This window comes from Amycolatopsis sp. NPDC051758 (assembly GCF_044453095.1).
Taxonomy (GTDB): Bacteria; Actinomycetota; Actinomycetes; order Mycobacteriales; family Pseudonocardiaceae; genus Amycolatopsis.
This window is the reverse complement of the sequence record NZ_JBITCJ010000015.1, coordinates 120,849-134,421: the sequence shown is the minus strand read 5'-3', so window position 1 is coordinate 134,421 and position 13,573 is coordinate 120,849. Positions and strand designations below refer to the sequence as shown.

Annotated in this window: 13 protein-coding genes; 8 read left to right on the top strand and 5 right to left on the bottom strand. The window is 71.2% G+C overall.

The genetic code is table 11. The features are described 5' to 3' along the window. The first annotated feature begins 52 nt into the window (after positions 1–52). Both ACIA5G_RS46690 and ACIA5G_RS46685 read left to right on the top strand, forming a co-directional pair. Positions 53–898, top strand: coding sequence for a chitosanase (locus ACIA5G_RS46690; protein WP_395935683.1), 846 nt, complete (start codon positions 53–55; stop codon positions 896–898). A gap of 38 nt (positions 899–936) precedes the next feature. Further along, positions 937–1,599 carry a L,D-transpeptidase gene (locus ACIA5G_RS46685; protein ID WP_395935681.1) on the top strand — a complete coding sequence of 221 codons (663 nt, stop codon included), beginning with the start codon at positions 937–939 and terminating at the stop codon, positions 1,597–1,599. Here ACIA5G_RS46685 and ACIA5G_RS46680 read toward each other — a convergent pair. Genes ACIA5G_RS46680 through ACIA5G_RS46670 form a run of 3 tightly spaced genes read right to left on the bottom strand, consistent with a single transcriptional unit; the run spans position 1,589 to position 3,738 of the window. Next, positions 1,589–2,575: a PHP domain-containing protein gene (locus ACIA5G_RS46680; protein ID WP_395935679.1), complete on the bottom strand. Its 987-nt coding sequence runs from the start codon at positions 2,573–2,575 to the stop codon at positions 1,589–1,591. The two genes, ACIA5G_RS46685 and ACIA5G_RS46680, sit on opposite strands and share 11 nt — an antisense overlap. Positions 2,576–2,584: 9 nt before the next feature. Then, the gene (locus ACIA5G_RS46675; RefSeq protein WP_395935677.1) at positions 2,585–3,088 is read right to left on the bottom strand and encodes a metallophosphoesterase family protein; all 504 of its coding nucleotides are present in this window, start codon (positions 3,086–3,088) and stop codon (positions 2,585–2,587) included. Beyond that, on the bottom strand, positions 3,085–3,738 hold the full coding sequence (locus ACIA5G_RS46670; RefSeq protein WP_395935675.1) for a GntR family transcriptional regulator: 654 nt from the start codon (positions 3,736–3,738) through the stop codon (positions 3,085–3,087). Before ACIA5G_RS46670 ends, ACIA5G_RS46675 begins: the two co-directional genes overlap by 4 nt. Positions 3,739–3,814: 76 nt before the next feature. Here ACIA5G_RS46670 and araD point away from each other — a divergent pair, with 76 nt between their 5' ends. From araD to ACIA5G_RS46655, 3 genes are all read left to right on the top strand, one after another. Further along, positions 3,815–5,527: an L-arabinonate dehydratase gene (gene araD / locus ACIA5G_RS46665; RefSeq protein WP_395935673.1), complete on the top strand. Its 1,713-nt coding sequence runs from the start codon at positions 3,815–3,817 to the stop codon at positions 5,525–5,527. 139 nt (positions 5,528–5,666) lie between these two features. Continuing rightward, positions 5,667–7,457 (top strand): VanW family protein, encoded by a 1,791-nt coding sequence (locus ACIA5G_RS46660; protein WP_395935671.1) that lies wholly within the window; start codon positions 5,667–5,669, stop codon positions 7,455–7,457. 43 nt (positions 7,458–7,500) lie between these two features. Next, positions 7,501–8,694 (top strand): MFS transporter, encoded by a 1,194-nt coding sequence (locus ACIA5G_RS46655; RefSeq protein ID WP_395935669.1) that lies wholly within the window; start codon positions 7,501–7,503, stop codon positions 8,692–8,694. A 60-nt stretch (positions 8,695–8,754) separates the two neighbouring features. Here ACIA5G_RS46655 and ACIA5G_RS46650 read toward each other — a convergent pair whose 3' ends face one another. Next, on the bottom strand, positions 8,755–9,048 hold the full coding sequence (locus ACIA5G_RS46650; RefSeq protein WP_395935667.1) for a hypothetical protein: 294 nt from the start codon (positions 9,046–9,048) through the stop codon (positions 8,755–8,757). A gap of 207 nt (positions 9,049–9,255) precedes the next feature. Here ACIA5G_RS46650 and ACIA5G_RS46645 point away from each other — a divergent pair, with 207 nt between their 5' ends. Beyond that, the gene (locus ACIA5G_RS46645) at positions 9,256–10,533 is read left to right on the top strand and encodes a diguanylate cyclase (RefSeq protein WP_395935665.1); all 1,278 of its coding nucleotides are present in this window, start codon (positions 9,256–9,258) and stop codon (positions 10,531–10,533) included. Between the two features lie 90 nt (positions 10,534–10,623). Here the strand turns inward: ACIA5G_RS46645 and ACIA5G_RS46640 are convergent, their stop codons facing one another. Beyond that, positions 10,624–11,976 carry a TrpB-like pyridoxal phosphate-dependent enzyme gene (locus ACIA5G_RS46640; RefSeq protein WP_395935663.1) on the bottom strand — a complete coding sequence of 451 codons (1,353 nt, stop codon included), beginning with the start codon at positions 11,974–11,976 and terminating at the stop codon, positions 10,624–10,626. Between the two features lie 65 nt (positions 11,977–12,041). Here ACIA5G_RS46640 and ACIA5G_RS46635 point away from each other — a divergent pair, with 65 nt between their 5' ends. Beyond that, positions 12,042–12,905, top strand: a complete 864-nt coding sequence (locus tag ACIA5G_RS46635) for an arginase family protein (RefSeq protein WP_395935661.1) — start codon at positions 12,042–12,044, stop codon at positions 12,903–12,905. Then, entirely contained in the window at positions 12,905–13,573 is a 669-nt protein-coding gene (locus ACIA5G_RS46630; protein ID WP_395935659.1) for a dienelactone hydrolase family protein, read from the top strand. The genes ACIA5G_RS46635 and ACIA5G_RS46630 overlap by 1 nt, the downstream gene beginning before the upstream one ends.

Genomic DNA, 13,573 nt, shown 5'->3' with positions numbered 1-13,573 from the left:
TGCCAGCAGCCGTGCTCCCCCACGGCACGTTCCGCGGAAAGGGTTTCCTCCCATGAGCAAGAAGTTGCGGCCGGTCCTGATCGGCGCGCTCGGCGCGGCTTCCGTCGCGGCCCTCGTGATCACCACGCCCGCGCTCTCCACGGCAGCACCCGCGCCGGCGGCCGCGCAGAGCGCCTCCGTCCTCGCCACCGGCGACCTCTCGGTCGCGGCGAAGAAGGAGATCGCGATGAAGCTGGTCTCCAGCGCGGAAAACTCCTCCCTGGACTGGAAAGCGCAGTACAAGTACATCGAGGACATCGGCGACGGCCGCGGCTACACCGCGGGCATCATCGGGTTCTGCTCCGGCACCGGCGACATGCTCGAACTGGTCGAGGCGTACACGAACTCGGTGCCGAACAACCCGCTGGCGAAGTACCTTCCCGCGCTGCGCAAGGTGAACGGCACCGACTCGCACAGCGGGCTCGGCTCGGCGTTCGAGAGCGCGTGGAAGCAGGCTGCGGCCACCACGGCGTTCCAGACCGCGCAGAACAACGAGCGCGACCGCGTGTACTTCAACCCGGCGGTGAGCCAGGGCAAGTCGGACGGCCTCAGCAACCTCGGCCAGTTCGCCTACTACGACGCCATCGTCATGCACGGCCCCGGCACCGACCACAGCAGCTTCGGCGGCATCCGCTCGGCCGCGATGAAGAAGGCGAAGACCCCGGCGCAGGGTGGCGACGAGACGGCTTACCTCAAGGCGTTCTTCACCGCCCGCAAGGTCGTCATGAACGAAGAGGAAGCCCACTCGGACACCTCGCGTGTCGACACCGAGCAGCTGGTGTTCCTCAACGCGGGCAACTTCGACCTGCACACCCCGCTGAAGTGGAAGGTCTACGGGGACTCCTACACCATCAACTGACCTCGCACGGCTGGCGTGGCGCCGCTAGGGTCTCGGGCATGTCCCGGAGATTCCTCGGCGTCACGCTGGCCGCCGCCACGCTGCTGACCAGCGCCGCGGCGCCCGCCGGGGCGGTCGCTTCGCCGTCGTTCCGCGGGGACGCGGGGCAGGTGGTCACCGTCGTCGCGGATTCGGCGAACGCCACCACCGCCACTCTCACGGCATGGCAGCACGAAGGCCGCGGCTGGACGCGGGCGTACGGCCCGGTTCCGGCGTACGTCGGCAAGAACGGCATCGGCCGGGCCAGCGAATCGACGTCACGCACGCCGGCCGGCGTGTGGCCGCTGACCGAAGCCTTCGGCATCAAGCCCGCGACCACCCGGCTGCCCTACCGCCAGGTCACCACCTCGGACTGGTGGGTGTCCGATGTGAAATCCCCGTACTACAACACGCATTTCTCGTGCGCTCCCGGCGCGTGCCCGTTCGACGAGGCCGCCGGGGAGAACCTCGGCCAGGCGGGCCCGGTCTACGACCAGGCCGTCGTCATCGACTACAACCGCGCTCCCGTGGTGCCGGGCGCGGGCTCGGCGTTCTTCCTGCACGTCGGCAACGGCAAGCCGACCGCGGGCTGCGTGTCCGTCCCCGCCCGGGACCTCGACGCCGTGCTGCGGTGGCTCGACCCGGCGAAGCACCCGGTCATCAACATCTCGGTCAGCGGCTGAGCAGCTCGTCCGCCGTGCGGGTGTTGATGATCCGCTCCGGCCCGATCCCCGCCTTGATCGCGCGCTCGCAGCCGTAACCCTGCCAGTCGAGCTGGCCGGGGGCGTGCGCGTCGCTGTCGATCGCGAATTCGCAGCCGATCTCCGCGGCCAGGCGCAGCAGCTTCATCGGCGGGTCGAGCCGCTCGGGCCGCGAGTTGATCTCGACGGCGACGCCGTTCTCGCGGCACGCGGTGAACACGGCTTCGGCGTCGAACTCCGATTCGGGCCGGCCGCGGCCGGTGACCAGCCGCCCGGTGCAGTGCCCCAGCACGCGCACGTGCGGGTTCCGGACCGCGGCGAGCATCCGGCGGGTCATGTCCCGGGCCGGCATCCGCAGCTTCGAGTGCACACTCGCGACGACGAAATCCAGCTCGGCGAGCAGCTCTTCCTCCTGGTCGAGCGCGCCGTCGTCGAGGATGTCGACCTCGATGCCCTGCAGCAGCCGGAACGGCGCCATCAGCTCGTTGGCTTTCGCGACGATCTGCATCTGCGTCCGCAGCCGGTCCGGCGAGAGCCCGTTCGCCACGGTCAGCCGCGGCGAGTGGTCGGTGAGCACCATCCACTCGTGCCCGACGTCCCGCCCCGCGACGGCCATCTCGCCGATCGAGCTGCCGCCGTCCGACCAGTCGGAGTGGGTGTGGCAGTCACCCTTGAGGGCCGACCGCAGCGGCTCGCCGTCCGGCAGCTCCTTCTCGACGATCTTCCCCCGGTAGGCGGGGTCCCGGCCGGCCAGGGCGTCTTCGATGACCCCGGCGGTGGCCTTGCCGATCCCCGGCAACGCGGTGAGCGTGCCGGCCTCGGCCCGCTGGGCGAGCTGCTCGGCGGTGAGCTTGTCGACGGTCGCGGCGGCGTTCCGGAACGCGCGGACGCGGTAGGTCGGCTCCCCCGCGCGTTCGAGCTGGAACGCGATCTCCCGCAACGCCCATGCCGGATCCATGGGACCTGTCTACCCCTTCCGGGGCAGTTCGTGCAGCTCGACGTCGACCAGCGCGCCGTCGGAGATCCGGGCCGTCTGGTAGGTGCAGAACGGCTGGCGGCGGCGGTCGGTCGGCGAGCCCGGGTTGAGCAGCCGCAGGCCGGCCGGGGTGGTCGTGTCCCACGGGATGTGGCTGTGGCCGAAGACGAGCACGTCGGTGTCCGGGAACTGCGTGTCACACCGCTGTGCGCGGCCCTCCTTGCTCCCGGTCTCGTGGATCACCGCCAGCCGGACGCCGTCGAGGTCCGCGCGGGCGATCTCCGGCAGCCGGGACCGCAGGTCGGCGCCGTCGTTGTTGCCGTGAACGCCGATCAGCCGCTTGCTGCGGGCTTCGAGCTCGTCGAGCAGGCCGACCTCGACCCAGTCGCCGGCGTGCACAACGACGTCCGCCGCGTCGACCTCGGCCCACACCTGCTCGGGCAGCACCCGGCCGCGGAACGGCAGGTGCGTGTCCGAGATCAGCAGCAGCTTCATCCGATGGCCTCGAGCACCCGCTCCAGGAACCCGCCGATGTGGTCGCGCAGCAGCGCCGCGGCGCCCTCGGCGTCCCCCTTCTTGGCCGCGGCGAGCACCGCCTTGTGCTCGGTCCACTCCTTCTTCCAGCTGGGGTTGGCCTCCCAGCCGACCACGCTGATCAGCGCCGCGCGGTCCTTGAGGTCGTCCAGGATCGAGACCATCAGCGGGTTGCCGCAGCCGCGGTAGAGCGCGCGGTGGAACCGGCGGTTGAGCAGGCTCAGCGCGGCCTGGTCCTTGTCCGCGATCGCCGTCGACGCCTCCTTCAGCGCCTCGGCCGCGTCTTCGAGCAGCTCGGGGTCCCGCTGCTCGACGGTCCGGCGGACGGCCTCGGGCTCCAGCACCATCCGCACGTCGTAGACGGACTTGGCGAGCTCGGCGTCGACCACGCACACGGACGCGCCCTTGTACGGGCTGAACGTCACCAGGCCCGAGTTGGACAGCACCTTGAGCGCCTCGCGCACCGGGGTCTTCGACACCCCCAGCCGCGCGGCCAGCTCGGCCTCGACCAGCGGCTGGCCGGGCACCAGCTCGCGGGTGAGGATGCCCCGGCGGATCTCTTCCAGTACCACCTCGGTCCGGGAGGCGGGCAGGCTGAACGTCCCGGTCATGGTGCGCTCCCTCGTCGTGTCGAAGGCCATTCAACCAGGCCCGCAGGATCATATATCAGATGCCATACTGGTTCCCATGAAGAAGCCCGAGGAGCTCCGCAGCCACCGCTGGTTCGGCGGCGGCGAACTGCGCAACTTCAGCCACCGAGCCCGCAGCCGTCAGCTCGGTTACAACCCGGAAGAGCACCTCGGCAAACCGGTCATCGGCATCCTCAACACCTGGTCCGACATCAACCCCTGCCACATGCACCTGCGGGAACGCGCCGAGCAGGTCAAACGCGGTGTCTGGCAGGCCGGCGGGTTCCCGCTGGAGTTCCCGGTGGCGACGCTGTCGGAGACGTACCAGAAGCCGACACCGATGCTCTACCGGAACCTGCTGGCGATGGAGACCGAGGAGATCCTGCGGTCCTACCCGATCGACGGCGCCGTGCTGATGGGCGGCTGCGACAAGACCACCCCGGCGCTGCTGATGGGCGCGGCGAGCGCCGGGCTGCCCGCGATCTTCGTGCCGGCCGGGCCGATGCTGCGCGGGCACTGGCGCAACGAGGTCCTCGGCAGCGGCACCGACATGTGGAAGTACTGGGACGACAAGCGCGCCGGGCTGATCGGCGACGCCGAGCTGTCCGAACTGGAGCGCGGGCTCGCGCGGTCACCCGGCCACTGCATGACGATGGGGACGGCGTCCACGATGACCTCGGCCGCCGAAGTGCTCGGCATGACCTTGCCGGGTGCGGCGTCGATCCCCGCCGTCGACTCGGCGCACCACCGGATGGCCGCGGCGAGCGGCGCCCGGATCGTCGGGATGGTCTGGGAGGACCTGACCGTCGGGCAGGTGCTGGACAAGCGCGCGTACGCCGACGCGATCACCACCGTGCTCGCACTCGGCGGCTCGACCAACGCCGTGATCCACCTGATCGCGATGGCCGGCCGCAGCGGGATCCCGGTCTCGCTGGCCGACTTCGACACGCTCGCGCGCCGCGTCCCGGTGCTGGCGAACATCCGTCCCGGCGGCGACTGGCTGATGGAGGACTTCTACTACGCCGGCGGCCTGCCCGGGCTGCTGTCGCGGCTGACCGACCTGCTGCACGTCGAGCGGCTCACCGTCACCGGCCGGACGCTCGGCGAGAACCTGGCTTCGGCGTCGGTGCACAACAACGACGTCATCCGGCCCCGCGACAACCCGGTGGCCGCCGAGGGCGGGGTCGCGGTGCTGCACGGCAACCTGGCGCCGTCCGGCGCGGTCATCAAGCACATCGCCGCCGAAGCGCACCTGCTGACGCACACCGGCCCGGCCGTGGTGTTCGAGAACTACCCGGACCTCAAGAAGCGGATCGACGACCCGTCGATCACCGCCGATTCGGTGCTGGTGCTGCGGGGTTCGGGCCCGCTCGGCGGCCCCGGCATGCCCGAGTACGGGATGCTGCCGATCCCTTCGCACCTCCTCGAGGCCGGGGTCCGGGACATGGTCCGGATTTCGGACGCCCGGATGAGCGGCACCAGCTACGGCGCGTGCGTGCTGCACGTGGCGCCGGAGTCCCACGTGGGCGGGCCGCTGGCGCTGGTCCGCGACGGTGACCTGATCACCCTGGACGTGCCTTCGCGACGGTTGCACCTGGACGTGTCCGATGAGGAACTGGAGCGGCGTCGCGCTGCATGGGTAGCGCCCGCGCCGCGGTTCGAGCGGGGTTACGGCGCGCTCTACAGCGAACACATCACGCAGGCCGACGAAGGCTGCGACTTCGACTTCCTGGCCAGGGCAGGCGCAAATCCCGAGCCGGACGCGGGCTGAGGCGGCGGCCAGCGCACCGGATCAGCCGTTCCGTGACCGGTTCATCCCCCGTTAGGGCGAGTCGTACGGCTTGTCCGGGTGCCCCGTACGCTGAGCCCGTCACGGGCGCGAACCGGCGCCGCGTTGAAGGGGTGGAGAGTTGCCGTACGAACCGCGCTGGCCCGAGTCACACGGTGAGCAGACGGACGTCCTGCCGGTCGTCCGCCCCGACACCGAACCCCCCGAGCCCGCACCCGCGAAGCCGAAGCCGAACCTGCGCAAGGCCGGCTTGATCGCGGGTGGCGTCTTCGGGCTGCTCGTCGTGATCTACGGCGTCGACCTGCTGGTCAGCCAGGGCAGCGTCCCGCGTGGCGTGACCGTGGCCGGGGTCGACGTCGGCGGCATGGACCGCGACGCCGCCGAGCAGCAGCTGCGCGGCCAGATCGAGCCGCGGCTCACGCGCCCGCTGGCCGTGACCGCGGGTGACGTCCAGGGCACGCTGTCGCCGACGCTCGCCGGGCTGCGCCTCGACTGGGCGCAGACCCTCGACCAGGCCGGCGAGCAGCCGCTGAACCCGTTCACGCGCCTGTCGTCGCTGTTCTCCAGCCGTGAGGTCGGTGTGGTCAGCCACGCCGACGACGCCAAGCTCGCCGCCGCCCTCGACGGCCTTCGCGGCCAGGTCGACCGTGAGCCGGCCGAAGGCACCGTGAAGTTCGAGGGTGCGAACCCGGTCGCCGTCGCGCCGAAACCCGGGCAGAAGCTCGACGTCGAGGCCGCGAAGGCCGCCGTCGTCGAGAAGTGGGCGCGTGGTGAGACGCTGGCGCTGCCGGTGACCGGCACCCCGGTCCGCACCACCCCCGAAGGCATCCAAGCCGCGCTGGAGCAGTTCGCGCGGCCCGCCGTCTCCGGCCCGCTGGTGGTCAAGGGCGAGGGCAAGAACGCCACCGTGAAGCCGGAGGCGATCGCCGCCGCGCTCAGCTTCGAGCCGGCCGACGGCGGCGGGCTGACACCGAAGATCGACAACGGCAAGATCGCCGAAGCCGCCGGGCCGCAGCTGAAGTCCACCGAGAAGGAGGGCAAGGAGGCGACCATCGTCTTCGAAGGCGGCAAGCCCACGGTGGACCCGTCGACCGACGGCCGCACCATCGACTGGGACCCGAGCCTCAAGCCGCTGCCCGACGTCCTGAAGAAGACCGACGGCCGCGAGGTCCCGGCGATCTACAAGGACGCGCCGGCGAAGGTGACCACCGACCAGGCGAACCAGCTCGGCGTCAAGGAGGTCGTCGGCGAGTTCACCACCGGCGGCTTCGCGGCCGACTCCGGCACGAACATCCGCGTGGTCGCGCAGAAGGTCAACGGCGCCATCGTCAAGCCCGGGGAAACCTTCAGCCTCAACGGGTTCACCGGCCCGCGCGGCAAGGCGCAGGGCTACGTCGAGGCGGGCGTGATCAAGGACGGCGCCCCGGGGCGCGAGGTCGGCGGCGGCATCTCGCAGTTCGCGACCACGCTGTACAACGCGTCGTACTTCGCGGGCATGAAGGACGCGGGGCACAAGGAGCACAGCTACTACATCAGCCGCTACCCCGCCGCGCGCGAGGCGACGGTCTTCCAGAACCCCAACGGCTCCAGTGTGATCGACCTCAAGTTCACCAACGACTCGCCGACCGGCATCGCGATCCAGGCGATCTGGTCGCCGTCGTCGCTGACCGTGAAGCTGTGGGGCACCAAGCGGTACACCGTCGAGTCCATCCCGGGCAGCCGGGCCAACCCGAGCGACCCGCCGACCAAGCCGGGGCCGGCGGAGAACTGCCACGCCTCCAACGGCGCGCCCGGGTTCACCACGTCCGACACCCGCGTGCTCAAGGACGCCGCGACCGGCCGCGAGGTCGGCCGCTCGACCCGGACGGTCCACTACAACCCGCAACCGAAAATCACCTGCGGTCCCTCCTAACGGCCGTTCACCCAGCGCGTATGCGTAGGTACCGTGGGTGTTCATGGCGGTGCGCGCGGTCGGGTTCCGGGACGTCCTCGCGGTGGCCGAGTTCCGGGCCCTGTTCTCGGCCCAGCTCGTCTCGGTCACCGGTGACCAGCTGGCGCGGGTCGCGCTGTCGATCCTGGTCTACGACCGGACGAACTCGCCGGGCTGGGCGGCGCTGACGTACGCGCTGACGTTCCTGCCCGACCTCGTCGGCGGGCCTCTGCTGTCCGGGCTGGCCGACCGCCACCCACCGCGCGCGGTGATGGTCCTGGCCGACGTCGTGCGTGCGCTGGCGGTCGCCGCGATGGCGTGGCCGGGGCTCGGGCTGCCGGCGGTGGCTGCCCTGCTGATCGGCGTCCAGCTGCTCAACCCGGTGTGGAACTCCGCGCGCGCGGCGCTGCTGCCGCAGGTGCTGCCGGACGACGCGTTCGTGCCCGGGATGGGCCTGCTGATGATGCTCGTCCAGGCGGGGCAGGTCGCCGGGTTCGCGCTGGGCGGGCTCCTGGTCGCGGCCATCGGCACCGGCGGCGCCCTGCTCGCGGACGCGGCGAGCTTCGCGGTGTCGGCGCTGTTCCTGGTCACCGGCGTCCGGTCGCGGCCGCCGCGGGAGTCGTCCGGGGTCCGCTGGTGGCCGCACGTGCGGGCGGGCTGGACGGTGGTCGTCGCCGACCGGCGCCGGCTCGCGCTGGTCGCGCTCGGCTGCGTGTCGGGGCTCTACATCGCGGGTGAGGCGATCGCGGCGCCGTACGCGGCGGAACTGGGTGGCGGCGCGGTGGTCGTCGGGCTGCTGCTCGGGGCGTACGCGCTGGGCAACGTGCTGGGCATGGCGGCCCTGTCGAGGATCCCGCCGTCGCGGCGAAGCAGATTGCTGGGACCGCTGGCGATGCTGGCGTGCGCGGCGCTGCTGGGTTGCGCGTTGCGGCCGGACCTCGAAGGGACGCTCCTGCTGCTCACGCTGTCCGGCGTGGCGAGTTCGTACAACCTCATCGCGAACACGACGTTCGTGCAGCTGACCCCGGACACCCAGCGTGCGCAGGCGTTCGGCTTCGCGCTGACGGCGCTGCGGGTGTCGCAGGGCCTCGGGGTGGTGCTGGCCGGGCTCGCGGCGGAACGGATCGCCCCGCACGGCGTTGTCGCCTCGGCGGGAGCGGTGGGCGTGGTGGCGGCGTTCGGCGCGGCCACGTTGTGGCGCCGGGCGCAGCCTTCTTGACGGACCGGCCGGGTCCCGGTGACCGGCTCCCTCTCGACGCCGGTCACCGGGTGGCGGTTCTCAGAACCGGGTCCAGTCGGTCGGCCGCTGGCCCTTGCGCTCGCTCCAGTCGGTGGGGCAGGCGGGCAGTGGTGCGACGCCGGCGCCGGTGCCGGCCCAGTCGGTCGGGATCCGGTGGGCGGTCCAGTCGGTCGGCAGCTGACGCGGCGTCCCATCGGTGGGAAGCTGGTGCGCGGTCCAGTCGGTCGGGATCGCGCGGGTCCAGTCCGTCGGCAGCTGACGGGTCCAGTCGGTCGGCCGCTGCGCGCGCCGGCGGGACGGGACGATGTTGGCGTTGGGCAGGAAGTGCGACATGGTTTCTCCTGGTTGTGAGCGATCTTGCACGGTGCGTAACCGAACGGTAGCCTGACCGGCCTAGTGACACACCGCGGTCATTTGATTACAGTGACATTTCCGCGAAGAGTTCCGTCCTAACAAAAGGGGCGTTTCGTGGGATTCTCCGGGTCCCGAGGGCGAAAGCCCAGCTCAGAACGTCCACGATCAGGTCTCCGTACGTGGGCCGTGTGGAAGCTGCCCACTCCGGTGTTCGGCTATGTCCTCACGGTCGACGTCCTGGCCGCGGTCGCGATCTTCGCGACCGCGGGCCTCGTGCCGATCACGGGTCAGTCCGTGCTCTGGTGTGGACTGATCCTGGCCGGCGAGATCGTCCATCTCGAAGCGGCGCAACGCATCGAGCGCATCCGGGAGCTCGCCGCCGACGGCCGGCCGCACATGCACCTGCAGTCGATCTGGATCTTCGCCGGGCTGCTCCTGCTGCCCCCGCCACTGGCCACGCTCGTCATCGTCGTCAGTTATGCCCATTCCTGGGTACGGGTGTACAAACGCCGCGGTGTGATTCACCGGAAAGTGTTTTCCGGCGCCACCGTGATCCTCGCCTGCGCCGCCGCGGGTGTGGTGCTGTCCGCCGGCACCGGCGGCCGGCTGGCGCCGTACGTGCCGTACCTGGACAAGTTCGGCGGGATGCTCGCGCTGGCGGTGTCCGGGCTCGTCTACTTCGGGCTCAACTACCTGCTGGTGATCCTCGCGATCGTGATGAGCAACCCGGGCAAGCCGCCGCGGCAGGCGTTCGGCAACCCGTCCGACGTGCTGATCGTGCTGGCCGCGGTCGGCGTCGGCTGCGGCATCGCGCTGGTGATGACGGTCCGGCCCTGGCTGCTGCCGGTGCTCATGGTGACACCGGTGGCGCTGCACATCGGCCTGCTGCTGCCGCAGTTCCAGGCCGCCGCGCGCACGGACTCCAAGACGTCGCTGCTCGCCCCGGAGTTCTGGGTCCAGCTGGCCCGCAACGAGCTCGCCCGCGCCGCCGAGCTGGCCTCGACGGCGGGTGTGCTGATGATCGACATCGACCACTTCAAGGCCATCGACGACGGCAACGGCCACCTGGCCGGCGACGAGGTGCTGCGCGCGATCGCGTCGGCGATCCAGAACTCGGTCCGCGGCGGCGACTACGTCGGCCGTTTCGGCGGTGACGAGTTCGTGGTGCTGCTCCCGGGCGCGACGAGCGGCGAAATCGCGTCGATCGCCGACCGCATCCGGGCGGCGATCGCCCGCGTCGAGGTGCGCGTCCCGGTGGTCCGCCCGGGCAAACCCGAGGTGATCAGCGGCCTGACCGCGTCGATCGGCGCGGCGGTGTACCCGGAAACGGCCACGGAGTACACGATCCTGCTGCAGGCCGCCGACGACGCGGTCTTCGAGGCGAAGGCGGCGGGCCGGGACCGCGTCGTCCTGGCGGACACCCGCTCGGAGCTGTCCCGCCCCGAAATCCCCGACGTGCTGTAAGCGCCCCAAGGTGGCCTTCGGTGCGTCTCACGCACCCAAGGCGGCCTTCGGTGCGTCAGACGCAACCGAGGCCGCCTTGGGGCGCTCGGGTCAGGGCAGGGTGGCGAGGGACTCCTGGAGCGTGGCCGCGGACAGTTCGTTGTCCACCATGTCGCCCGCGAGGTACGCGCCATACGCCGGCAGATCCAGGTGTGCGTGCCCGCACAGCGCCGTGAGGATCACCTTCTCCTCGCCGGTTTCCTTGCACCGCAACGCTTCCTGGATGCACGCCGCGAGCGCGTGCGTCGGCTCGGGTGCCGGGATGATGCCCTCGGACCGCGCGAACCGCACGCCTGCCGCGAAGCACTCCTGCTGTCCGACGGCGATCGCCTCGATCAGGCCGAGCTCGTAGATGTGCGAGATCAGCGGGGACATCCCGTGGTAACGCAGGCCGCCCGCGTGGATCGGGTCGGGGATGAACTCGTGGCCGAGCGTGTGCATCTTGAGCAACGGCGTGAGCCCGGCCGTGTCACCGAAGTCGTAGGCGTACTTCCCGCGGGTCAGCGACGGGCACGCGGCCGGTTCGACCGCGCGGATCACCGGGTCCATCCGGCCGGCCAGCTTCTCGCGCAGGAACGGGAACGCCAGCCCGCCGAAGTTCGAGCCGCCGCCGGTGCAGCCGACGAGGACGTCCGGGGTGTCGCCGGCCAGCTGGAACTGCAGCAGCGCCTCCTCGCCGATGATCGTCTGGTGCAGCAGCACGTGGTTGAGCACGCTGCCCAGCGCGTACCGCGTGTCCGGGTCCTGTGCCGCCTGCTCGACCGCCTCGCTGATCGCGATGCCGAGGCTGCCGGTGGAGTCGGGGTGTTCGGCGAGGATGGCCTTGCCGGACTCGGTCAGCTCGGACGGGCTGGGGTGCACCGTCGCGCCGAAGACCTCCATCATCAGCTTGCGGTAGGGCTTCTGGTCGTAGGACGCCCGCACCTGCCAGACCTCGCACTCCAGCCCGAACTGGGCGCAGGCGAAGGCGAGCGCGCTCCCCCACTGGCCGGCGCCGGTCTCGGTGGTCAGCCGGGCGACACCCTCCTGCGCGTTGTAGAACGCCTGCGGCACGGCGGTGTTCGGCTTGTGGGAGCCGACCGGGCTGACCCCTTCGTACTTGTAGTAGATCCTCGCCGGAGTGCCCAGCGCCTTCTCCAGCCGGCGCGCGCGGAACAGCGGCGACGGACGCCAGAGCTTGTAGACCTCCCGGACCTCCTCGGGAATGTCGACATAGCGCTCCGTCGTCACCTCCTGCTCGATGAGGGCCTGCGGGAACAGCGGCGCCAGGTCCGCCGGGCCGACCGGTTCGCGGGTGCCGGGGTGCAGCGGCGGCGGTGGCGGCTCCGGGAGATCGGGGACGACGTTGTACCACCGGGTCGGGAGATCGGCCTCGTCCAGGACGTACTTGGTCTGTTCAGCCATCGCGCCTCCTTGGTCGGTCTCCCAACTTAGGACGCGGCCGCCCGCGGAGCCAGTACGGTGACCCGGTGGGGAATCTCGTGCTGATCGACGCTCCGTCCAACCTGGGCTTGCGGCCGCCGGCCGAGGGCGCGGTGCCCGGCTGTTACAAGACGCCCGGCGTGCTGCGCGACCTCGGGATCCTGCGCCGCCTGAACGCGTCGGACGGCGGTGTCGTGACGCCGGGGCGCTACGTCGGCACCTGGCAACCGGGTGACGGCGTCCGCAACTCCGCGGCGCTGGCCTCCTACACGCGTGCGCTCGCCACCCGCGTGGCGTCGGTCCGGTCGTCGGGCGGCTTCCCGGTGGTGCTGGGCGGCGACTGTTCGATTTCGCTCGGCGCGATGCTGGCGCTGCGCCGCGAAGGCCGGTTCGGCATCGCCTACCTCGACGGCCACGACGACTTCCGCCACCTCGGCATCGCCGACCACGTCGGCGCGGCGGCGGGTGAGGACCTGGCGATCATGACCGGCCGCGGCGCCGGCGACCTCGCCGACATCGACGGTCTCCGGCCGTACGTGCGCGACAGCGACGTCGTGGTGCTGGGCGTCCGTGAGGCGGAGTCGGCCGAGCTGCGGTCGGCGGGGATCTCCTACGTCACCTCGGAAAGCCTGCTGGTGCCGGACGCGCTGGCCGTGGCGGCTTCGACGTTCGCCAGCCTGGACGGCTTCTGGGTCCACGTCGACATCGACGTCCTCGACCCGGCGCACGTGTCCGCAGTGGACAGTCCCGATCCGGGTGGTCTTGGTCCGTCCACTTTGGTCTCCCTGCTGCGCGGGCTCTTGTCACTCCCCGGCGCGGCGGGCTTCGAGCTGACGGTGTTCGACCCCGACCTCGACCCGGACGGCCGGCAAGCCGCCCTGGTCGCGGACATCCTGGAAAGGGCGTTGTGATGAGCGATCTCCCCCTGCCGGAGTGGCTGCCCCCGGCCGGCCGCGGCCCGGGACTGGTGCTGGTCCAGGAGATCTTCGGCCTGGACGACTACCTGCGCTCGGTCGCGGCGGACCTGGCGTCCCTCGGTTACGTGGTGGTGGTCCCGGAGCTGTTCTGGCGCACGTCGCCGGGCTGGTCGTCGACGCACGACGAAGCGGGAGTGGCGGCCTCGATGGAAGTGGCAGCCGCCTTCGACCCGGCTCTCGGCCTTTCGGACGTCCTGAAAGCCGCGGCGCACCTGCGCGCTTCCCCCGCCGTCACGGACAAAGTGGGCGTGCTGGGCTTCTGCCTGGGCGGCTCCCTGGCGTTTGCGGCGGCGGCCGCGGGTGACCCGGACGTGGCGGTGTCGTTCTACGGCTCGACGGTGCCGGGGCAGATCGCGAACCTGGCGGAGATCACCTGCCCGATCCAGTTCCACTTCGGTGGGCAGGACCCGTTCATCCCGCGCTCCGACGTGCGTCTCGTGGAGTCCGCAGTGGCCGCACACCCGGGCGCGGAGATCCACGTCCAGGAAGAGGCGGGACACGCGTTCCACAACAACGTGGCGCCGATGTTCCACCACCCGGCCGCGGCCGCGCGAGCCTGGGACCTGACGACGGCGTTCCTCGGGCGGACCTTGCCGGTGTGA

Excerpts from the sequence above, each read along its gene's own strand:
- ACIA5G_RS46690 (WP_395935683.1), top strand. The coding sequence starts at position 53 with ATGAGCAAGAAGTTGCGGCCGGTCCTGATCGGCGCGCTCGGCGCGGCT.
- ACIA5G_RS46685 (WP_395935681.1), top strand. The coding sequence starts at position 937 with ATGTCCCGGAGATTCCTCGGCGTCACGCTGGCCGCCGCCACGCTGCTG.
- ACIA5G_RS46680 (WP_395935679.1), bottom strand. The coding sequence starts at position 2,575 with ATGGATCCGGCATGGGCGTTGCGGGAGATCGCGTTCCAGCTCGAACGC.
- ACIA5G_RS46675 (WP_395935677.1), bottom strand. The coding sequence starts at position 3,088 with ATGAAGCTGCTGCTGATCTCGGACACGCACCTGCCGTTCCGCGGCCGG.
- ACIA5G_RS46670 (WP_395935675.1), bottom strand. The coding sequence starts at position 3,738 with ATGACCGGGACGTTCAGCCTGCCCGCCTCCCGGACCGAGGTGGTACTG.
- araD (WP_395935673.1), top strand. The coding sequence starts at position 3,815 with ATGAAGAAGCCCGAGGAGCTCCGCAGCCACCGCTGGTTCGGCGGCGGC.
- ACIA5G_RS46655 (WP_395935669.1), top strand. The coding sequence starts at position 7,501 with ATGGCGGTGCGCGCGGTCGGGTTCCGGGACGTCCTCGCGGTGGCCGAG.
- ACIA5G_RS46650 (WP_395935667.1), bottom strand. The coding sequence starts at position 9,048 with ATGTCGCACTTCCTGCCCAACGCCAACATCGTCCCGTCCCGCCGGCGC.
- ACIA5G_RS46640 (WP_395935663.1), bottom strand. The coding sequence starts at position 11,976 with ATGGCTGAACAGACCAAGTACGTCCTGGACGAGGCCGATCTCCCGACC.
- ACIA5G_RS46630 (WP_395935659.1), top strand. The coding sequence starts at position 12,905 with ATGAGCGATCTCCCCCTGCCGGAGTGGCTGCCCCCGGCCGGCCGCGGC.